This is a genomic window from Streptomyces sp. NPDC054863 (genome assembly GCF_053610825.1).
Map to the genome: position 1 here is coordinate 1 of NZ_JBSGZD010000127.1, position 20,484 is coordinate 20,484.

General features: G+C 71.7%; 15 protein-coding genes and 2 tRNA genes. 14 read left to right on the top strand and 3 right to left on the bottom strand.

What is annotated here, in order from left to right; genetic code table 11:
- Positions 1 to 208 precede the first annotated feature (208 nt).
- The 8 genes from ACWGIG_RS22150 to ACWGIG_RS22185 all read left to right on the top strand — a co-directional run bounded on the left by ACWGIG_RS22150 (position 209) and on the right by ACWGIG_RS22185 (position 8,958).
- A complete protein-coding gene (locus tag ACWGIG_RS22150; RefSeq protein WP_453323359.1) occupies positions 209 to 1,375 on the top strand; it encodes an acyl-CoA dehydrogenase family protein in 1,167 nt (388 codons plus the stop codon).
- The gene (locus tag ACWGIG_RS22155; RefSeq protein WP_453323360.1) at positions 1,372 to 2,424 is read left to right on the top strand and encodes an OB-fold domain-containing protein; all 1,053 of its coding nucleotides are present in this window, start codon (positions 1,372 to 1,374) and stop codon (positions 2,422 to 2,424) included. Before ACWGIG_RS22150 ends, ACWGIG_RS22155 begins: the two co-directional genes overlap by 4 nt.
- Positions 2,405 to 3,469 carry an acyl-CoA dehydrogenase family protein gene (locus ACWGIG_RS22160; protein ID WP_453323361.1) on the top strand — a complete coding sequence of 355 codons (1,065 nt, stop codon included), beginning with the start codon at positions 2,405 to 2,407 and terminating at the stop codon, positions 3,467 to 3,469. The genes ACWGIG_RS22155 and ACWGIG_RS22160 overlap by 20 nt, the downstream gene beginning before the upstream one ends.
- Entirely contained in the window at positions 3,466 to 3,990 is a 525-nt protein-coding gene (locus ACWGIG_RS22165) for a MaoC/PaaZ C-terminal domain-containing protein (protein WP_453323362.1), read from the top strand. The genes ACWGIG_RS22160 and ACWGIG_RS22165 overlap by 4 nt, the downstream gene beginning before the upstream one ends.
- Entirely contained in the window at positions 3,987 to 5,153 is a 1,167-nt protein-coding gene (locus ACWGIG_RS22170; RefSeq protein ID WP_453323363.1) for a lipid-transfer protein, read from the top strand. The genes ACWGIG_RS22165 and ACWGIG_RS22170 overlap by 4 nt, the downstream gene beginning before the upstream one ends.
- A 74-nt stretch (positions 5,154 to 5,227) precedes the next feature.
- On the top strand, positions 5,228 to 6,181 hold the full coding sequence (locus tag ACWGIG_RS22175) for a DUF1906 domain-containing protein (RefSeq protein ID WP_453323364.1): 954 nt from the start codon (positions 5,228 to 5,230) through the stop codon (positions 6,179 to 6,181).
- 207 nt (positions 6,182 to 6,388) lie between these two features.
- Positions 6,389 to 6,991, top strand: coding sequence for a SigE family RNA polymerase sigma factor (locus ACWGIG_RS22180; RefSeq protein WP_453323365.1), 603 nt, complete (start codon positions 6,389 to 6,391; stop codon positions 6,989 to 6,991).
- Between the two features lie 320 nt (positions 6,992 to 7,311).
- Positions 7,312 to 8,958 (top strand): long-chain fatty acid--CoA ligase, encoded by a 1,647-nt coding sequence (locus ACWGIG_RS22185; RefSeq protein ID WP_453323366.1) that lies wholly within the window; start codon positions 7,312 to 7,314, stop codon positions 8,956 to 8,958.
- A 129-nt stretch (positions 8,959 to 9,087) separates the two neighbouring features.
- Here ACWGIG_RS22185 and ACWGIG_RS22190 read toward each other — a convergent pair whose 3' ends face one another.
- Positions 9,088 to 13,308 carry a PAS domain-containing protein gene (locus tag ACWGIG_RS22190; protein ID WP_453323367.1) on the bottom strand — a complete coding sequence of 1,407 codons (4,221 nt, stop codon included), beginning with the start codon at positions 13,306 to 13,308 and terminating at the stop codon, positions 9,088 to 9,090.
- A gap of 536 nt (positions 13,309 to 13,844) precedes the next feature.
- Between ACWGIG_RS22190 and ACWGIG_RS22195 the strand changes: the two genes are divergently transcribed.
- Positions 13,845 to 13,938: transfer RNA gene (locus tag ACWGIG_RS22195), tRNA-Ser, on the top strand.
- 167 nt (positions 13,939 to 14,105) lie between these two features.
- Positions 14,106 to 14,178: transfer RNA gene (locus tag ACWGIG_RS22200), tRNA-Arg, on the top strand.
- 40 nt (positions 14,179 to 14,218) lie between these two features.
- Here ACWGIG_RS22200 and ACWGIG_RS22205 read toward each other — a convergent pair.
- Both ACWGIG_RS22205 and ACWGIG_RS22210 read right to left on the bottom strand, forming a co-directional pair.
- On the bottom strand, positions 14,219 to 14,878 hold the full coding sequence (locus tag ACWGIG_RS22205; RefSeq protein ID WP_453323368.1) for a response regulator: 660 nt from the start codon (positions 14,876 to 14,878) through the stop codon (positions 14,219 to 14,221).
- On the bottom strand, positions 14,875 to 16,140 hold the full coding sequence (locus ACWGIG_RS22210; RefSeq protein WP_453323369.1) for a sensor histidine kinase: 1,266 nt from the start codon (positions 16,138 to 16,140) through the stop codon (positions 14,875 to 14,877). Before ACWGIG_RS22210 ends, ACWGIG_RS22205 begins: the two co-directional genes overlap by 4 nt.
- A 522-nt stretch (positions 16,141 to 16,662) precedes the next feature.
- Between ACWGIG_RS22210 and ACWGIG_RS22215 the strand changes: the two genes are divergently transcribed.
- From ACWGIG_RS22215 to ACWGIG_RS22230, 4 genes are all read left to right on the top strand, one after another.
- Positions 16,663 to 17,082 carry a hypothetical protein gene (locus tag ACWGIG_RS22215; RefSeq protein ID WP_453323370.1) on the top strand — a complete coding sequence of 140 codons (420 nt, stop codon included), beginning with the start codon at positions 16,663 to 16,665 and terminating at the stop codon, positions 17,080 to 17,082.
- A gap of 115 nt (positions 17,083 to 17,197) precedes the next feature.
- Positions 17,198 to 17,722, top strand: coding sequence for a hypothetical protein (locus ACWGIG_RS22220; RefSeq protein WP_453323371.1), 525 nt, complete (start codon positions 17,198 to 17,200; stop codon positions 17,720 to 17,722).
- 610 nt (positions 17,723 to 18,332) lie between these two features.
- The gene (locus ACWGIG_RS22225; protein WP_453323372.1) at positions 18,333 to 19,289 is read left to right on the top strand and encodes a DUF2797 domain-containing protein; all 957 of its coding nucleotides are present in this window, start codon (positions 18,333 to 18,335) and stop codon (positions 19,287 to 19,289) included.
- Between the two features lie 129 nt (positions 19,290 to 19,418).
- Positions 19,419 to 20,381, top strand: coding sequence for a BRO-N domain-containing protein (locus ACWGIG_RS22230; protein WP_453323373.1), 963 nt, complete (start codon positions 19,419 to 19,421; stop codon positions 20,379 to 20,381).
- Positions 20,382 to 20,484 lie beyond the last annotated feature (103 nt).

The window sequence follows — 20,484 nt, forward strand, 5'->3', positions numbered from 1 at the left end:
GCGGTGCTTCGGCGCCGCCGCACAGGCATTTCCGCGTGCGGGAGGGGCGTGGGGTGGGTGCGGGGCGGGTGGATGCGGGTCGGAGGGGTGCGTGCCGGGCGGGCCGCGTCCGTGACCTTGACAGGGCGGGAGTATCTGACGGACAGTCAGAAACCTTCCTTCGTACGTTCCTTCCGTACGTCCGGACGACCCGCCGGAGGGCATCGCCGTGCACCTCGCACCGACCGGGCGCCAGCAGCGGCTGCGCGCCAAACTCCGTTCGTACTTCCGTGACGTGATGCCGGAAGGGCCGCCGGACGAACCGGGCGCCCAGCGGGCCCTGCTGCGGAGGATCGGCGCCGACGGGATGCTCGGGATCGGCTGGCCCGTGGCGTACGGGGGCCAGGGGCGCGGCCCCGACGAGCAGTTCGTCTTCTTCGACGAGGCGTACCGGGCGGGCGCGCCCGTCTCGATGGTCACGCTCAACACCGTCGGCCCCACCCTGATGAAGTACGGGACGCAGCAGCAGAAGGACTTCTTCCTGCCGCGGATCCTGCGCGGCGAACTCGTCTTCGCCATCGGCTACAGCGAGCCGGAGGCCGGCACGGACCTGGCGGCGCTGCGCACGCGGGCCGTGCGGGAGGGCGGGAGCGACGGCGACTGGCTGATCGACGGACAGAAGGTCTTCACCAGCAACGCCCAGAACGCGGACTGGATCTGGCTCGCCTGCCGGACCGATCCCGAGGCCCCCAAACACCGGGGGATCTCGATCGTGCTGGTGCCGGCGGACGCGCCCGGCTTCTCGTGGACGCCGATCGAGACCGTGGGCGGGCTGACCACCACCGCCACGTACTACGACGGGATCCGGGTGCCCGCCGGGAACCTCGTGGGGGAGGAGAACGGCGGCTGGGGGCTGATCACCAACCAGCTCAACCACGAGCGCGTCGCCCTCGCCGCGATCGGCATGCAGGCCGAGGACGCCTGCGCCGAGGCACTGGCGTACGCCCGTACTCCGGACCCCGATACGGGCGAAAGGCCTGGTGACAGGGCATGGGTACGGGCCCGGCTGGCCGAGGCGCACGCCCGTCTTTCGATGGTGCGGCTGCTGAACTGGCGGCTGGTGGGGGACGTGGGCGCGGGGGCGCTGGCACCCGGCGACGCGAGCGGCGTGAAATTCGTGGGAACCGAAAGCGCGGTCGCGGTCTATCAGATGTGTCAGGAGATCGTGGGCGACGCCGCGGTGGTGAGGACGGGGTCGCCGGGGGTGTTCGGGGACGGGGAGCTGGAGCGGATGAACAGGGCGGCGCAGATCAACACGTTCGGGGGCGGGGTCAGTGAGGTGCAGCGGGAGATCGTCGCGACGATGCGGCTCGGGATGAGGAGGGGGAAGCGGTGAGGGAGCAGCCCGGGACCGGGGAACTCGACGGACTGCTGGCGCGTTTGAAGGAGTACGAGGGGCAGGCGGCGGCCACCTCGGGAGTGGGCAAGGACCTGGTCAACGAGCCGATGATCAGGCATTGGTGCGAGGCGACGGGGGACGGCAACCCGGCGTACGAGGGGCCGGGGGCGATAGCCCCGCCGACGATGCTCCAGGCCTGGACGATGGGCGGACTGTCCGGGCACACGGACCGTTCGGCGGCGTACGAAGGGCTGTTCGCGCTCCTCGACGGCGCGGGCTGCACCTCGGTGGTGGCGACCGACTGCGAGCAGGAGTACGTACGGGACCTGCGGCCGGGGGACCGGGTCACCTTCGACGCGGTCATCGAATCGGTGTCGGCGCGCAAGACGACGAAGCTGGGCAGCGGGTACTTCGTCACGACGCGGATGGATGTGTACGGGGCGGGGGAGCTGGCGGGGACGCACCGATTCCGGATCCTCAAGTACGCGCCCGCCCGTAAGGAGCAGGAGAAGCCGCGGCCGGAGCAGGGGAAGCGGCGGCCGGACCCGGGGAAGCCGGAGCGGGAGCAGCCTGAGCAGGGGAAGCCTGAGCAGGGGAAGCCTGAGCAGGTAAGTCCCGCGCTGCGGCCCCGGCCGGTGGTCAACCGGGACAACGCCGGTTTCTGGGAGGGGGTTTCCGCGCACAGGCTGCTCATCCAGCGGTGCGAGGAATGCGCGACGCTGCGGTTCCCCTGGCTGCCGGGGTGCAACGCGTGCGGCTGCGCACGGTGGGACACCGTCGCGGCGACGGGCGAGGGGACGGTCTTCTCGTACGTGGTGATGCACCATCCGGCGTTCCCGGCCTTCGACCCTCCCTATGCGGTGGCACTCGTCGAGCTGGCGGAGGGCGTGCGGATGATCAGCAATGTGGTCGGAGCGGCGCCCGACGAGGTGCGGATCGGGATGCGGGTGCGGGCGGAGTTCCGCCGCTTCGACGCGGAGCTGGAGCTTCCGGTGTTCCGGGCGGTCGTGGGCGGAGGTGAGGCAGATGGACTTCACACCGACTGAGGAGCAGCAGGCCGCGCGGGACCTGGCGGCGCGGATCTTCGGCGACCTGTCGACGCACGAGCGGCTGACGGCGGCCGGGACGGGTACGGACGCCGAGCTGTGGAAGCGGCTGGTCGGGGCGGGACTGCTCGAAGCGGTCGAGGAGATCGGTCTGCTGGGCCTGGTGCTGCTGCTGGAGGAGCAGGGGCGGACCACCGCGCAGGTGCCGTTCGCGGCCACGGCCGTCTGCGGGCTGCTCGCGTTGGGTGCGTATGGGACGGAAAAACAGCAGGAAACGATGGGTCCTGGCCTTCGAAACGGCTCGGTTGTGGCCGTAGGTGCATTTTCAGCCACCGGCCCGGGACCCGTTCGGGCGTCCGCCGGAGAAAACTCGCACGGGAGTGCGCTTTCCGGGACCGTGCCGGTGGTGCCGTGGTTGCGGGACGCCACCCATGTGGTGGTGCCGGACGTGGACCGGGCGCTGTGGATCGTACGGACGGGGAGTGCGGGGGTCGCCGTCGACCCGGTCGGGACGACCGCGCCCTGGTCGGCGGGGCGGCTCACGCTGAGCGGGGCCCGGGGCGAACGGCTGGGCGGGCCAGGACCGGAGGCGTACGAGCGGATCAGGGGCGCGGCGCGGATCGCCTTCGCCGGGCTGCAGGCCGGGGTGTGCGCGGGTTCGGTGGCGCGGGCCGTGGCGTACACCTCGGAGCGCGAGCAGTTCGGGCGACCGCTGTCCACGAAGCAGGGGGTCCAGTTGCGGGCCGCCGACGCGCACATGGACACCGAGGCGATCCGGGTCACCGCGTACGAGGCGGCCTGGCGGTACGACCAGGCCCTGCCCCATGCGACGCATGCGCTCACCGCCGCCTGGTGGGCTTCGGAGGCGGGCCGGCGGGTGGTGCACGCGGGACAGCATCTGCACGGCGGCGTGGGGGCCGATGTGGAGTACCCGGTGCACCGGCACTTCCTGTGGGGACGGCAGCTCGACGCTTACCTGGGAGGCGGCGGTCAAGTACTGGAAGAGCTGGGCGACTTGCTGATCGAGGAAGGGGCCGGGACATGAAGGCCGGTGAGGAACTGCCGCCGCTGGAGATAGCGGTGACCCGCACCCTGATCGTGGCCGGGGCCGTCGCCTCCCGCGACTACCAGGACGTGCACCACGACGCCGAGGCCGCGCGGGAGAAGGGGTCGCCGGACATCTTCATGAACATCCTGACGACGAACGGCCTGGTGGGGAGGTACGTGACGGACAGCCTCGGTCCACGAGTGCGGCTGCGGGCGGTGCGGATCAGGCTGGGCGCCCCCAACTACCCGGGAGACACGATGGTGTTACGGGGCACGATCACGGAGGCGGACGAGGCCGCGGGCACGGCGGAGATCCGTGTCGTCGGCACCAACGGCATCGGCCACCACGTCACCGGCACGGTGAAGGTCGGGCCTGCCCCGGCCTCCGGGCCCGCCCCGGCCGTCGACGCGGCCTCATCCGCTGCCCCGGCCTCTGCCTCTGCCTCTGCCCCGGCCCCGCCTTCCTGCCCGGCCGCCCCGTCCGCCGGTCCGGTCGCTGCCCGGGAGGGGGCCGTATGAGCATCCGCAGGGCCGACAGCCTCGGTGGGAAGGCCGCCGTGGTGGGGATCGGGGCCACCGAGTTCTCCAAGGACTCCGGGCGCAGTGAGCTGAAGCTGGCCGTGGAGGCGGTCCACACGGCCCTCGACGACGCCGGGCTCACCCCCGCCGACGTCGACGGCATGGTCACCTTCACGATGGACACCAGTCCCGAGATCACCGTCGCGCAGGCGGCCGGGATCGGTGAGCTGTCCTTCTTCTCACGCGTCCACTACGGCGGCGGTGCGGCCTGCGCGACCGTGCAGCAGGCGGCGCTGGCGGTGGCGTCCGGGGTGGCCGAAGTGGTCGTCTGCTACCGGGCGTTCAACGAGCGGTCCGGGCGGCGGTTCGGTTCCGGGGTGCAGCGGCGGGAGCCCTCCGCGGAGGGGGCGGCGCTCGGCTGGGCGCTGCCGTTCGGGCTGCTCACGCCCGCTTCGTGGGTGGCGATGGCGGCGCAGCGCTATCTGCACACGTACGGGCTGACTCCGGAGGCGTTCGGGCACGTCGCCGTCACCGACCGGCGGCACGCGGCGCGCAATCCGGCCGCGTACTTCTACGAGAAGCCGATCACGCTCGCCGACCATGCGGCCTCGCGGTGGATCGTGGAGCCGCTGCGGCTGCTCGACTGCTGTCAGGAGACCGACGGCGGCCAGGCGATCGTGGTGACCTCCGCCGAGCGGGCCCGGGACCTCGCGCAGCCGCCTGCGGTCATCGTCGCCGCAGCTCAGGGCGCCGGGCGTGGGCAGGAGCAGATGACCAGCTTCTACCGGGACACCCTGGCCGGCCTGCCGGAAATGGGTGTGGTGGCGCGGCAGTTGTGGCAGTCCTCCGGGCTCGCGCCGTCCGAGATCGACGTGGGGATCCTCTACGACCACTTCACTCCTTTCGTGCTGATGCAGCTGGAGGAGTTCGGGTTCTGCGAGCCGGGCGAGGCGGCCGGGTTCGTGGCGGCGGACGCGCTGCCGCTCAACACGCACGGGGGGCAGCTCGGCGAGGCGTACCTGCACGGGATGAACGGGATCGCGGAGGCCGTCCGGCAGGTGCGCGGCACCTCGGTGAACCAGGTGCCCGGTGCGGCCAGGACGCTGGTGACGGCGGGCACCGGGGTTCCCACATCCGGGTTGATCCTGGGCGCGGATTGCTGACCGGCCCGGCGTGCGTCGTGGACTCGGACACTGAATGACCGTTAGATCAGCTTATGTACCGATTCGTTGGGTCTATGTACGTACGGAAATGGTCTCCCGGGCGACTGATCGGCCTCGCGGGGGCGCTGTTCGCCCTCCTGGTCTCGCTGGCGCTGCCCGCGCCCGGGTCGGCAGTGGCCCAGCCGGGTCCGGCCAGGCCCGCGCCGGCGGCGCAGCAGGGGGCAGCACCGCAGGGGGCAGCACCGCAGGGCGGAGCGCAGTCGGGTGCAGCGCGGCCCGGCGCGGTGACGCCCTACTCCGGCAGGCCCGTGCATTTCAACGGCTGGGCCTTCGACACCTGTGAGGCCCCCTCCCGGGCCACCATGAAGGCCTGGCGCCGGGCCTCTCCGTACCGGGCCGTCGGCGTCTACTTCGGCGGCAGGGCGCGCGGCTGCGCCCGGCAGAAGAACCTCAACAAGCAGTGGATCAAGTCGGTCGACCGGATGGGCTGGTTCCTGCTCCCGATCTACGTCGGCTCCCAGGCGCCCTGCGTGTACGTGAAACACAAGCGCGGGTACGTCATCGGCCGGGACCCGTGGCAGGAGGGCACCGCCGAGGCGCGGGACGCGGTGAAACGGGCCAAGTGGCACGGCATGATCCCCGGCAGCACGCTCTACCTCGACATGGAGGCGTACGACATCGGCGACCGCGGCTGTGCCGCGCGGACCCTGAGCTTCGTCCGTGCCTGGAACCGGGAGCTCCGCAAGCACCGCTACTTCCCCGGCTACTACAGCAGTGCGGACTCCGGCATCCGCCACCTGGAACAGGCCAGGAAGCAGGGGGTCGAGGACCTGCCGACGGCTCTCTGGTTCGCCCGCTGGGGAAAGAAGCCCTCGGTCACCAAGGAGCCCTCCCTGAACTCCCGCGCCTGGGCGCCGCACCGCCGCATCCACCAGTACGCGGGCAACGTCAAGGAGACGTGGGGCGGGCACCGCCTGAACATCGACCGCAACCGGATCGACGCGCTGGTGGCCCGCACCTGGGAGTGATCTCCTCCGGATGTGGGAGCGCCGTGCGCAGGACCGGGTGCGGGGTGGTGCGCCGGGCCGTGCTCCCCGTGCCCGACCCTGACATTCCCCCGGCCCCCCTCCACCTTCAGGAGGTGGGGCCTGCCCTACCCCTACAACCTGAGGCGGACATGCCTTCGGGACCTGGGGCCGATCCCCGGCGCGGTCGCCGCTCATAGCGTGGAACACATGACCACGCCTGTCTGCACCAGCGCATCCAAGGCCGCCACCGGGCACGCCGGGCACGCCGTGAACCCCGGACGAACCGGGCACGCCTCCTCCTTCACCGGCTACCCGTCGTTCTCCAGCTACGTCCGGGCCCGCGGGCCCGTCCTGCTGCGCACCGCGCGCTCGCTGACCGCGAACCCGTGCGATGCCGAGGACCTGCTGCAGACCGCGCTGACCAAGACGTACGTCGCCTGGGAGCGCATCGAGGACCACCGGGCCCTGGACGGCTACGTGCGCCGGGCGCTGGTCAACACCCGCACCTCCCAGTGGCGCAAGCGCAAGGTCGACGAGTTCGCCTGCGAGGAGCTGCCCGAGCCGAGCACCGGCTCCACAGCGCCCGCCCCTGACCCCGCCGAGCAGCAGGTGCTGCACGACGCGATGTGGCGCGCGGTGATGAAGCTCCCCGACCGGCAGCGCGCCATGGTCGTCCTCAGGTACTACGAGGACCTGAGCGAGGTGCAGACCGCCGAGGTCCTCGGCGTCTCCGTCGGTACGGTCAAGAGCGCGGTCTCCCGTGCGCTGGGCAAGCTGCGCGAGGATCCGGAACTGACCCCCGTCCGCTGACCCCCGTCCACTGACCCCGTCCGCCGACTCCGTCCGTCGACTCCGTCCGTCGACTTCGGCCCACCCGTCCGCCGACTCCGGCTCACCGGGTCCGCCGACTCCGGCGCTCCGTGTCCGTCGGCCCCGGTCCACCGGCCCGATTTCCCGTCCATGATTCGCTGACCGGCCAAGACGTCTCGTTTTCGGCCTGCTTTTTTTGGTTACTCCCAGGTAGTGACATACCGCCGGGTACGCGCGCAGAATCGGCCAGACACGCACTGCCGCCATCCAGGCATCCAGTGCCACGTGCCGCCATATCGCGCGCCCACCGGGAGGACGCCGTGCTCAGCACCATGCAGGACGTATCGCTGACCGTGACCCGCATCCTGAAGCACGGGATGACCATCCATGGAAAGTCGCAGGTCACGACCTGGACGGGGGAACCGGAGCCGGAGCGCCGCAGTTTCGCGGAGATCGGTGAGCGCGCCACCCGCCTCGCGAACGCCCTGCGCGACGAGCTCGGAGTCGTCGGCGACCAGCGGGTAGCGACTCTGATGTGGAACAACTCGGCCCACGTCGAGGCGTATTTCGCGATCCCCTCCATGGGCGCCGTGCTCCACACCCTCAACCTGCGGCTCCCGGCCGAGCAGCTGATCTGGATCGTCAACCACGCCGCCGACCGCGTGGTCATCGCCAACGGCAGCCTCCTCCCCCTGCTGGCCCCGCTCCTCCCGCACCTGCCGTCCATCGAGCACGTGGTCGTGGCGGGCCCCGGTGACCGGTCGCTGCTCGACGGCTGCACCCCGCGCGTCCACGAGTACGAGGAACTGATCGCGGACCGCCCGACGACCTTCGACTGGCCGGACATCGACGAGCGTTCCGCCGCCGCCCTCTGCTACACCTCCGGCACCACCGGCGACCCCAAGGGCGTCACGTACTCCCACCGCTCCATCTACCTGCACTCCATGCAGGTCAACATGGCCGAGTCGATGGGTCTGACCGACAAGGACACCACCCTGGTCGTGGTGCCCCAGTTCCACGTGAACGCCTGGGGCCTGCCGCACGCCACCTTCATGACCGGCATCAACATGCTGATGCCCGACCGCTTCCTGCAGCCCGCCCCGCTCGCCGAGATGATCGAGCGCGAGCGCCCCACGCACGCCGCCGCCGTTCCCACCATCTGGCAGGGCCTGCTCGCCGAGGTCACCGCCAACCCGCGCGACCTCAGCTCGATGGCCCAGGTCACCATCGGCGGTGCGGCCTGCCCGCCGGCCCTCATGGAGGCGTACGACCGGCTGGGCGTCCGGCTCTGCCAGGCCTGGGGCATGACGGAGACCTCGCCGCTCGGCACGATGGCGCACCCGCCGGCCGGCCTCACCGCCGAACAGGAGTGGCCGTACCGCGTCACGCAGGGGCGGCTGCCGGCGGGCGTCGAGGCCCGGCTGAGCGGCCCGGCGGGCGAGACCCTGCCGTGGGACGGCGAGTCGGCCGGTGAGCTGGAGGTGCGCGGTCCGTGGATCAGCGGCGCGTACTACGGTGGCGCGGGCGGCGAGGACTTCCGCCCCGAGGACAAGTTCAGCGCGGACGGCTGGCTGAAGACCGGCGACGTCGGCGTGATCAGCGCGGACGGCTATCTGACCCTCACCGACCGGGCCAAGGACGTCATCAAGTCCGGCGGCGAGTGGATCTCCAGCGTCGATCTGGAGAACGCACTGATGGCCCATCCCGAGGTCGTCGAGGCGGCGGTCGTCGCCGTCCCGGACGAGAGGTGGGGCGAGCGCCCGCTGGCCACCGTCGTCCTCAGGGAAGGCGCCACCGCCTCGTACGCGGACCTGCGTGACTTCCTCGCGCAGAACGTGGCCAAGTGGCAGTTGCCGGAGCGCTGGGCGCTGGTTCCTGCGGTGCCGAAGACGAGCGTCGGCAAGTTCGACAAGAAGGTGATCCGCAAGAGCTACGCGGACGGCGCGCTGGACGTCACGCAGCTGTAGAACGGCAGCCTGCATGTCGCGCAGCTGTGGGCGGCAGTACGGACGGGCAAGGCGAAGGGGACTGTTTCACGTGAAACAGTCCCCTTCGCCGCGTGTGGATGTTTCACGTGAAACAACCGCACGCGGCGATCAGTTGGTGCCGATCTTCGCCAGCAGGTCCACGATCCGGCCCTGCACCTCGTTGCTCGTGGAGCGCTCCGCGAGGAAGAGGACCGTCTCGCCCGAGGACAGCCGGGGGAGTTGCGCCTGGTCGAGCCCCGCGGAGGTGTAGACGACCAGCGGGGTGCGGTTCAACTGCCCGTTGGCGCGCAGCCAGTCGACGATGCCGGCCCGGCGGCGGCGTACCAGCATCAGATCCATGACGACCAGGTTCGGCCGCATCTGGGTGGCGAGGTTGACCGCCTCGGTGTCGGTCGCGGCACGCGCGACCTGCATGCCGCGCCGCTCCAGGGTGGCGGTCAGCGCGAGCGCGATCTCCTCGTGCTCCTCGATGAGCAGGACCCGCGGCGGGTGCTGTTCGCTGTCGCGCGGGGCGAGCGCCTTGAGGAGGACGGCCGGGTCCGCGCCGTACGCCGCTTCCCGGGTCGCCTGCCCCAGACCGGCCGTGACCAGCACCGGGACCTCGGCGGCCACGGCCGCCTGACGCAGCGACTGGAGCGCGGTACGGGTGATCGGCCCGGTCAGCGGGTCCACGAACAGTGCGGCAGGGAAGGCGGCGATCTGCGCGTCGACCTCGTCGCGGGAGTGCACGATCACCGGCCGGTAGCCCCGGTCGCTGAGCGCCTGCTCCGTGGAGGCGTCCGGCGCGGGCCACACCAGCAGCCTGCGCGGGTTGTCCAGCGGCTCCGGGGGAAGCTCGTCGTCCACGGGCCGCGGGACCGGCCGGTTGGCGACCTCGACGGCGCCGCCGGGACCGTCCAGCGGCTCGGGGCCCTCGCTGCCCTCGTCGGGGGCCTCTATGGCGTACGCACGCCCTTCGGACGCCGTCGGGATGAGCTGCGGGGCGTCCGGGCCGGTGGACGTGGCACCCGTGGGCGCGGTGCCGGTGGACACGGCGCCGCCCGTACCGCTCTCGTACGCACCTGCCTGCGCGCCGGTCCGAGAGCCGGCCGGGCCCTGCTGGGGGCTGCCCTGCGGGTGCGGGCGGGCGGCGGGCTCGGCCGGGGGCGCGATCGCTGCCGCCGCCGGGCGTTCCGCCTCCGACGGCGTGGCCAGCCTGCGGCGGCGGCCCGAGCCCAGCGTCTGGTTCTGCTGCTGTGCGATCTGCTGCGCGAACGGCATGCCCTGCCCGAGCGTACGCACGCTGAAGGCACGCCCCTGGGTCGAGTGCGTCGCCTCGGAGGGCTGCGGCAACGGCTGCGGCTGGGACGGAGTGTGCGGCTGCGCCTGCGGGAGCGGCTGGGCCTGCGGCTCCGGGTTGGCGATCTTGGCGGTGGGCGTGGGCCAGCCGGCGTGCGCCGCCTGCTCGTGGGGCACCTGGGCCGGTACGTCGCCTGAGCGGCCGGGCGTACGGTCCGCCTCGGCGGGCGGCAGTGCGAACGGGCTGCGCGCGCTCTCCGCCTCTGCGGCCGGAGCGGTGGCCAGCGCCCGCCGGGCCCGGCGGCCGCCGGAGGCGCCGCTGCCGACGCTCGCACCGGACTGACCGCCCTGGCCGGGGGACTGGCCCTGGCCCTGGCTTTGCGCGTGTGCCTGGCCCGGGAACTGCGCGGCGCCCGCGGAGGCGAACACCTGGCCGTGCCCGGAGGTGTCGTCGGCGGACGGATCACCGCTGCTCGCGGAGCCGGTGCCGTTGTCCACGGGGGCATTTCCGGTGCCGGGCATGGCAGAGGCCTCGGAGCCCGGCGGCCGGCGGTCGGCCGGATCCGTCTGGCCCGCGCCGCCTGTCTGACCCGCTTGGCCCGCGCCCTGCCTCGCGGGCGGCAGTGCGGGCATCGCACCGCCGTCACGGCGCCCCGCGGGGAACTGCGTCTCGGTGGCCTGTGCGGGAAGTCCCAGAGGAGGAACGCCCGCCGCCTGGCTCTGGGGAACTCCCTGCGGAGGCACGGCTTGCCCCAGCGCCGCACGCCCGGCCGCGCCCTCGCCGGCCGTCACCACGGAACCCTCGGCCGGACCGTCGACCGGCTTCGCGGGTGCGGGCAGCGCCAGGGCCCGGCCGTCACCGGCGTGACCGGTGGCGCCTGCGCCCGTACCGGTGCCTGCACTTGCGCCTGCACCCGTGCTCGTACGGGCGTCACCGGCCGACGACGACGGAGTTCCGCCGCCTTCGGCCGGTCCCTCGGCAGGACTCGGCCGTCCGCGCCTGCGGCCCGTACCGCCGCCACCGGCGCCACCGGATCCCTCGCCCGTTCCCTGCGCCGGAATCAATTCCTGCTGCTGGTGCTCGTCGGCCGGCCCGCGCCGGGCGCGCCGCCGCCCGCTCGGGGCGGCCTGGGGAGCGGTCTGCGAGGCAGCAGTCTCCGCCCCCGCGCCGGGCTCAGCCGTGTTCCCGTCCGCATCGAGGAACGCGTCGGTCGAGGACCGCCTGGCCCGCCGTCCGCTGCCCTGCTGGGCCGGTACCGAGGCCGTCGTACCGGGACTGCCCACGGTGTCCCCGGCACTCGGAACAGGATCCGGGGCACCAGGAGCCGACTCGGCAACAGCCGGGGCAGCCGGAGCTGGGGCGGCAAGAGCCGGGTCAGCAACGGCCGGGTCAGCAACAGCACTGGCCGGGGCGGCAGGATCCGAAGCCCCCGAGCCCGCCCCCAACGGCACCTCCAGCACGTACGCGCTGCCGCTCATGCCCGGCACCTCGTGCGTCTGCAGCACCCCGCCGTGCGCCGCGACGATGCCGCGCACGATCGGCTCGTGCACCGGGTCGCCGCCCGCGTACGGCCCGCGCACCTCGAAGCGCACGACCTCGCCGCGCTGTGCGGCGGCCACCACGATCGTCGAGTCGACGTAACCCCCGCCCGCCGCAGCGGCCGGAGCCTTGCCGGTGGAGTCCACCCCCGCCACGTCCGCCACCAGGTGCGCGAGCGCCGTCGCCAGACGGCCGCCGTCCACCTCGGCCTCGATCGGCGGCGCGTGCACGGCGAACTGGGCGCGCCCGGGACCGATCAGCTCGACCGCCCCCTCGACGGCAGCCGCGACGACCCCGTCCACCAGGACGTTCGCCTTGACCAGCGGCTCGGTCCCGGCGATCAGCCGCTGGAAGCCCAGCACGTTGTCGACGAGCGTCGTCATGCGCGCGTATCCGGCGGACAGGTGGTGCAACACCTGATTGGCCTCGGGCCACAGCTGTCCTGCCGGGTCGGAGGCCAGCGTGCCGAGCTCACCGCGCAGTTCCTCCAGCGGGCCGCGCAGCGAGCCGCCCAGGACGGCGCTCAACTGGGCGTGCTGTCCGGCCAGTTCCTCGTACCGCTCCCGGCCGAGCGCGACCTCCGCGTCGTACCGCTCACGCGTCGTGGCCAGTTCCTCGGTGTGCCGGGCGATCTCCTCGGCGTGCCGGGCGACCTGCCGGTCCAGCTCCTCCGCGTGCTGGGCGATCTGCTCCTCGTACGGCCGGCGGTCGGTGAACGTCATCACCGCGCCCACCAGCTGGTCCCCGTCGCGCACGGGCGCGGTCGTCAGGTCGACCGGCACCTGCTTGCCGTTCTTCGCCCACAGCACCTGCCCGCGCACCCGGTGCTTGCGCCCGGACTTCAGGGTGTCGGCGAGCGGCGAATCCTCGTACGGGAACGGCGTCCCGTCGGCCCGTGAATGCACGGCGAGCGCATGCAGCTCCTTGCCGCCCAGGTCACTGGCCCTGAATCCCAGTATCTGCGCGGCGGCCGGGTTGGCGAGGACGATCCGTCCGTCGTTGTCGGTGCCCACCACGCCCTCGGACGCGGCGCGCAGGATCATCTCGGTCTGCCGCTGCGAACGGGCCAGTTCGGCCTCGGTGTCGACGGTGCCCGACAGGTCCCGTACGACGAGCATCAACAGCTCGTCCCCGGTCAGCGAAGTGGAACCGGCCGGCCGGTCCATGGAGAAGGCGTCCCGCCCGTCCGCCAGGTTCGCGCTGGTCACCTCGACGGGGAACTCGCTCCCGTCGGTGCGCCGCGCGGTCATCCGGGTCGGCTTGGTGCGCCCCTGGGCGTCGGCGTTGTCGGGCCGGCGCATCGATCCCGGGATCAGCTTGGAGTCGAACTCCGGCAGCAGGTCGAGCAGCCCGCGACCGACGAGTGCGGTGCCCGGGGTCTCGAAGGTTTCCAGGGCGATGGTGTTGGCGTTGACGACGGTTCCGTTGCAATTGACGAGCAACAGCCCGTCCGGAAGCGCATCGAGTATCGCTGCGAGGCGAGCAGCGCCTCGGGATGGCCTGCTGCTCACAACGACGGTTCCTCCCTGATTACTGCACCTTGCCCGGGCGAACCCGCCCGGTCGGCGATCCTCCGGCGGCCCCAATTTTTCCCCTCGGGCCGCGCGTTGTCACTGGAGGGAGTCTAAAGGCTGGGAATACGGGCGTGACGGCGGATGAGAGGGGGAGCTGCTGCAGAGCTGTGCCTGCCCACGATGCGGATCTTCACGCCCTGCGGAGCGGATCTTCCCCGGACACGGAGTGGATCTACGTCGGAGACGGGGCGGATCGCGGAGTGGATCTACGCCATCGGACCGGAGTGGATCTACGCCGGACCGGAGTGGATCTACGCCGGGCCGAGGACGGCCGAAGGGGGTTCCCCTCAGGCACGCGGTGGACCTGCATCAGGCCCGGAGCGGATCCGCGGGTCGGGTGCGGAAGTGCTTTGCCCTGGTGCCCGATCGCCTAGTACCGTGGGGTGCGATTGGTGACACCGCGCAATGCTGTGCCATCATCTGCAACGCACCTACTCGCGATCGCGCAGGCGATGGCGTACGTGGGTCGTGCTGGAGGCGTCGCCTAGTCCGGTCTATGGCGCCGCACTGCTAATGCGGTTTGGGTCTTAAAGCCCATCGAGGGTTCAAATCCCTCCGCCTCCGCCAGCACATCGGAGCCCCGGTCCACCAGGACCGGGGCTTCGGCCGTTCTCGGGGTGTTTGCGCAGGTGGGGCCGGGTGCACGCAATGGATTTCGCATGACGGCGCAGGTCATGTAATGTTCTTCTTGCAACGCCGACGGGGCGGGAAACGGCCCGGAAGCACAGCGACAAGCACTCGTAGCTTAACGGATAGAGCATCTGACTACGGATCAGAAGGTTGCAGGTTCGAATCCTGCCGAGTGCACAGCCGAGAAGCCCCCCGGACATCGTCCGGGGGGCTTCTTTCATGTGCGGGTGGAGCCGGACTGCCAGGTCCAGGCGGCGATGCCGACCCGGTTGCGGGCCTTCAGCTTCGACTGGATGTTGGCGATGTGGGTCTTGGCCGTGCCCGGTGAGATGAAGAGGCGGGCGGCGATTTCCGCGTTGGTGAGGCCTTCGGCGACCAGGCGGGCTATTTCTTCCTCGCGGGGGGTGAGCGGGGAGGGCCGGCCGGGTGCGGGCGCGGGGGCCTCGGGCGGGGGCGGGGTGAGGGACTGCAGGAGGCGGACGGTGATCTGGGGGCTGATCAGGACGTCACCGGACATGGCGGCGCGTACGCCCTCGATCAGAAGAGCGGGCCCGGAGCGTTTCAGGAGGAAGCCGCAGGCGCCGTCGCGGAGCGCCGTACGGACGTAGTCGTCGTGGTCGAACGTGGTGATGACGAGTACGGGGATGGGATCCACCGCGTCGGGGCCGGCCAGCCGGCGGGTGACTTCCAGGCCGTCCAGACCCGGCATGCGGATGTCGGCCAGGACCAGGTCGGGGCGTAGTGAACGGGCCAGCTCGACGGCGGTGGTGCCGTCGGCGGCCTCCGCGATCACCGTCATGTCCGGCTGGGAATCGAGGATCAGGCGGAAGCCCGAGCGGATGTCGGCCTGGTCGTCGGCGAGCAGGATGCGGATCACCTGTGCTCCGGGTGGGCTGGAGGGGGCTGTGGGGACTTCAGAGGCTGTTGTGGGGACTTCAGGGGTTGCAGGGGCTGGAGGGGCTGCACGGGCTTGAGGGGGAGCACGGCGGTGAGGTGCCAGCCGGTGGGGTGGGGGCCGGTGGTGAGGGTGCCGCCGAGGGCGCGGGTGAGCTCGGTGAGGGCGGGGATGCCTCGGCCGCCGTGCCCGTGGGGGCGGGCTCTGGGGCGGAGGGTGCGGGTGGTGCGGTGGGGGCCTGTGTCGTTGGTGACGCGGAGTTCGAGGGTGCTGGGGCCCGGGGTGAGGGTGATGTCCGCCCGGGTGGCGGCCGGGGCGTGTCGGCGGATGTTGGTGAGGGCTTCGACGGCTATCCGGTACACGGCAGCGCCTGTCTCGCGGGGCAGGGTATCGGGGAGGCCGTGGGGCATGTGGAGATGTGCCGGGGTGGGGCCCGCTGCGGTGAAGTCGGCGGTGAGGACGGGGAGCTGGGCGACGGTGGGCAGAGGGGCGGTGGCGCCTGCCGGGCGGGGCGTGGGGTCGAGCATGTCCAGGGTGCGGTCCATGGCGGACAGGGCGTTCAGGCCGGCCTTCTCGATGCGCTCCAGGGCGAGTACGGCCTGGGTGGGGTCGGTGGCCGCGACGAAGCGGGCCGCCTGGGCCTGGACGACGATGCCGCTGATGTCGTGGGCCACGAAGTCGTGCAGGTCCCGGGAGAGTTGACGCCGCTGGTCGTGGCGGGCCTCGGTGACCGCGCGGCGGCGGAGGCGTTCCTGGCGCCGGAAGTGGGTGCCCAACGCGAGGGCGGCCAGGGCCGGGAGCAGCCAGAAGGCGGTGATGCCGGCGCCTTCCAGGAGGGAGGAGGCATCGGCCAGGGGGAGCGGCCACAGGGCGACAGCTAGGGCTGCCAGAGCCACGGTGGGGCGCAGTTCCCGAGGCCGGGACCAGCGGGCAACGGCGGCGATCAAGGGCAGCAGCAGGGCTGTTGTCACCAGCTTCCCGAGCGAACCCGGCTCTGCTTCCGGTCCCGGTGAGGCGAAAGCGAGGGAGGAGAGGAGGGAGAGGGCCGCGCTCGTGGCGGTGAGTACGGAGGGGTCCGGTATGGGGGTGGGTGTGGCGAGTGTGGCGTGAGTGGTGGGTGTGGTGGGGCGTCGGCGGGCCAGGGGCCGTCCGGTGCGTACGAGAGCGGTTGTTGCCAGCAGTACGGCTGTGGCATCAAGTCCTGTGCCCAACAGGGCGGTTGTGTGAGTGATGGTGTCCCCCATGCGGTCAGCGTACGGGGCAGGGGTACGGCGGATCCCTCTGCCGATCGGCAGAGGCGGGAGGGGGCGAGGCGGGGCCGGGGCGTGGTCTGGCCTTGGGATGTATGCCGATCGGCGGATGGGAACCGGCGGGGTGGCGGAGGAGATTGGAGGGGCAGGCAAGAGAGCGGCAAGGGGCCGCAGGAGGCCGCAGGGGAAAGGGAGTTCGTGGTGAAGAGAGTGATGGTTGCGGCCGGGGTGGCAGGGGTTGTGCTGGTCGGTGCGATGGGGGTGGCGGCGCCGAGTGGGGCCGTGGCGGCCGCGGCGGGTGGCTCTGCGGGGGTCGGGAGCGGGGTGGCAGCAGCTGGTGCCGGTGCCTCTGTCGGGGGCAAGGGCGGGGTTGCAGGTAAGGGGGATGAGGGAAGGGCGAGTGTGCACGGGGCGGCGCGGGTGGCGTACGTGGAGTCCTTGCAGGACGACATTCGCTTCACCGTTCATGCACGGTCGGTTCCCTTCAGCAGGCCGGTGCCGGGCATTCCGAGCGGGATGGCCACCGATGCGGAGGGCGTCGTGAAGTTCAGCCACGCCGCGCCGGCCGGGAGCAGGCCGGTGGCGGCCGAGGCGACGGTGGACTGCCTGGTCACCAGTGGCCGTACCGCCACTCTCACCGCCGTCGTCCAGGCAGACACCCCGGCAATGCCGCGCGGTACGCGGATCGGCATCAGCGTGCAGCAGGGCGGAAAGGGCGAACCGGACCGGCTCGGGTTCTCGTGGGGTGCGGCGAACCTCGACACCGAGACCCTCGACGAGAAGGGGGACGTGACCATCTCGCGCGTGGGGACCTGCATGGCGCCGGCGCCGTTCACCACGGTGATCAAGGGCGGATTCCGGGTCGTGCACGCCGAGTTGGCGAAGTTCCCGGGTGGGCAAGGGGCGGCGGGGACGGGGGTGCAGCGTCGTGGCTAGCAGGGCGGGTGCGGTGAGTGCGGTGGGTGTGACGGACGTGACGGGTGTGACGGGTGTGACGGAGAGGGTGTACGTACGGAGTGGGCCGAGTGGGCCGGGTGGGTCGGGGCGGGACATGCGGCCCGAGGTTTCGCGCGGGGTGCGGTGGGCGGCGCACGGGGCGGTGCTTGCGGTGCTGCCGTCCGGGCTGTGGCGGGTGGCGATCGCGCTCGGGTGGGACTCGGGATTCCGGGACGGGCACCTGAACCCGGAGAACTTCCCCGGGGCCGGGTCCTTCTATCTGGTCGGACTGAGCCTGTTCGCGGAGCTGCTGGCGCTGTTGACGCTGGGGCTGGTGCGGCGATGGGGAGAGGTGCTGCCGGAGTGGGTCCCGTGGCTGGGCGGGCTGCGGATTCCGGCGGCGGTGGTGGTGGTGACCGCTGGGCTGGGTGCGGCTGCGGTGACGGTGGGGACGTGGGCCATGGCGTTGTCGTGGGACGCCGAGATGGCGGTGGAAGGGGCGCCGAGCGGGGGCAAGGCGGTGGTGATGACGGTCTGCTACGCGCCGTTGGTGCTGTGGGGGCCACTGCTGGCGGTGGCGACGCTGGCGTACTGGCGGCGGAGGCGGCGGGGAGTTGGCGACGGATCGGCGCGGGGGTAGTGCGGGGGTCGGGGAGGGAGCGGTGCGGGGGCAGTTGGTCCTGCGTCACTGAAGGTTGAGGGTGCGCCATCGAACCTTGAGTGCCAGGGTGCCGTCGCCTCGATCAGCCTTGCTTCCGCCATCGGCGTACTAGGCGGCGCAGGCTCATGCCTGCTCGGCGGGGTCCAGCCGCAGAAGGCCCGCGGTTCCTCGCGCCGACTGTCCCTTCGGGTCGGCTGCGCGACCAGTGTCCGTCTGGCGACAACAGGGGGGACTGGCGCTCCGCTTGTGCCTTGATCTCCCAGTGGGCCTCGTGAGCGGTCACGCGATACGCCTCTTCCCACGAGGCCAGCGCCGCGCCGACTGCCGCGCCCGCCGTGCCGCGGCGACGAACGTGGCGCGCCAGCCACATGAGGGCAGCAAGGACTGTGGCCAAGCCGCCGAAGATCACTATCAGCGGTAGGAGATCACCCATGGTGCTGAGGGTAGGTGTGCCCGACCGCCTGGATCGCTCGTTGCGTGAATCGATCGACGGACTGACGGGCGACCCCATGTCGCTCAAGGTTCGCCGGCACGTGCTCCCCGGGATTGGTTCAGGGGCGTTGTCAGTGGTGGGGGCCACACTGGAGACATGGAACGGCAGTGGCGCAGTGCGGGGGTGAGCTGGGCGGGCGGCGTGCCCGGGCTGCGGTGGGAGCCGGGGGCGGGTTCCAGCAGGGCGGGGCCGGTCAGTCCGTTGTCGTACGGGGCCCTGGCGGGCGGCGGTGGGAACGCGTACGGGCGGGGCATCGGCTTCCGGGTGGTCGGGGAGCGGCGGTGCGTGGGGGTGCGGGGGAATCCGTGTCCGTACGCGGCGGCGGTGGCGGGACGGGCCACGCAGGCGCAGTGCGCGGACTGCGCGCGGCTGGACCGGTCGAGGTCGGTGGCGGCCGACACGATGGCTGACGATCCGAGGCCGTATGCGGTGTACCTGGCGTGGTTCGGGCCGGGGATGGTCAAGGTGGGGATCACCCGGGAGGACCGGGGGCCGGCGCGGCTGCTGGAGCAGGGGGCGGTGGCGTTCAGCTGGCTCGGGCGGGGGCCGCTGATGGCGGCGCGGCGGTGCGAGGAGTTGTTGCGGGCGGGGCTCGGGGTGCCCGACCGGATCTCGTACGCGAAGAAGCGGGCGGTGCGGGGCGCGCTGCCGGGGGCGGAGGAGCGGGCGGCGGAGGTACGGGAGCTGCATGCGCGGGCGGTGGGGCTGGTGGGGTGGCCGGAGGCGTTGGGGGTGGCGGAGTGCGAAGTGGTGGATCACGCGGGGGTGTTCGGGCTGGAGGGGGATGAGGGGCTGGAGGGCGCGGCGGATGTGGTGGGCGTCGTAAGGGAGTTGGTGGGCGGGGGGAGTGTAGCGGGGCGGGTGGTGGCTGTGGCGGGGCCGGATCTGCATCTGGAGGTGGAGAGCGCGGGGGCTGCGGGGGTGGTGGTCGTGGACAGTCGGTTGCTGGCGGGGTGGGGGTTGGAGAAGGGGGATGTGGGGGGTGGGGTGACGGTGCCCGTGAAGTGGCTGGAGAAGGAGCGGGAGGTGGGGGTGCAGGAGGGGTTGTTCTGAGGGGGTGGTGAGTGCGGGAGGTGCGGGGGTGGGATGAGAGGTTCGTGTCATCTAATGGGTGAACTTCAGCTAATTCCAGGCCAGTTGTCTTGACTCGTGTGTCAGTTTCCGGGGTGGAGGTGATGCTCGATGTACGAGCAGGAGAACGGGCCGTCGGAAGAGGCGACGGTGCAGCGGCAGGACGCGATCGAGGTCGGGGACTTCGTGTACGCGGCGACGGGGTCGCGGGTGCGGAGGGTGACTCTGCCGGATGGGACGCACTGGTTCCCGGCGACGGACTTCGCGGAAGGCCTGGGCTACACGAACGTCCGAGCTGCACTCATCCGGCATGTGTCGGAGGGCAACAAGATGGCCTTCCGCGACCTTGAACAAGGTGTCACCAGAGCTGACACCCTGAGCAAAACTGCAGGTCACCGGCTCATGGGAACCATCAAGTTGGTGAACATCCAGGGGCTCGTGCAGCTCGTCAACGGGTGTACGAAGCCGGAGTGCAGGCCGTTCAAGAAATGGGTGGCCGAAGTCGTCGCAGCCATCCAGCGGGACGGTTCGTACTCCCTCGAACCGGCCCCGATGCAGCCTGTGCCGAGCGGCGGTACCGCGTACGTCATGCCGCCCGAGGTCATCGACGCGATCGTTCGGCTGGAGGAGCGGAACCTTCGGGCGGACGAAGCCCTGGTGTCCATGCAGGCGGAGAGTGTGGGGCATGCGCGCCGCACCAACGAGCTGCTGACGGAGGTGGTGCAGGCCCAGCAGTCCATGGCGGACGCGCTGCACCGGATCGCGCAGACGCTGGGCTCCCTCGGGGCGCAGCGGCGTGAAGTTGAGCGGGAGCCGGGGGTTACTCCGCAGGAGCTTCTCGATGTGTGGCGGCGACGGAAGTTGGTGGTCACCGAGGACGTCCATGCGGTGGCGGCGTACATCGTGCCTGCGCTCATCGGTGGTGAGGCGCGGTACAGGCTCGAAGAGATCGCGGCGCGTACGGGGCTCTCGACGGCCCGTGTGCATGCCTGTCTGAGGATGCTGATCAAGCATCAGTGCATCCGGCAAGTTGGCTGTGCAGCGGACGGTGCGCCGGTTTACGTGCTCGTGTAGGTGGTGCGAGAACGGGCCCGAAGTCGCAAATCGAAGTTGCGGCTTCGGGCCCTGTCGTACCGTACCGGACTTGCTGTCGTGATCTTGCACAACGTGTCTGCTC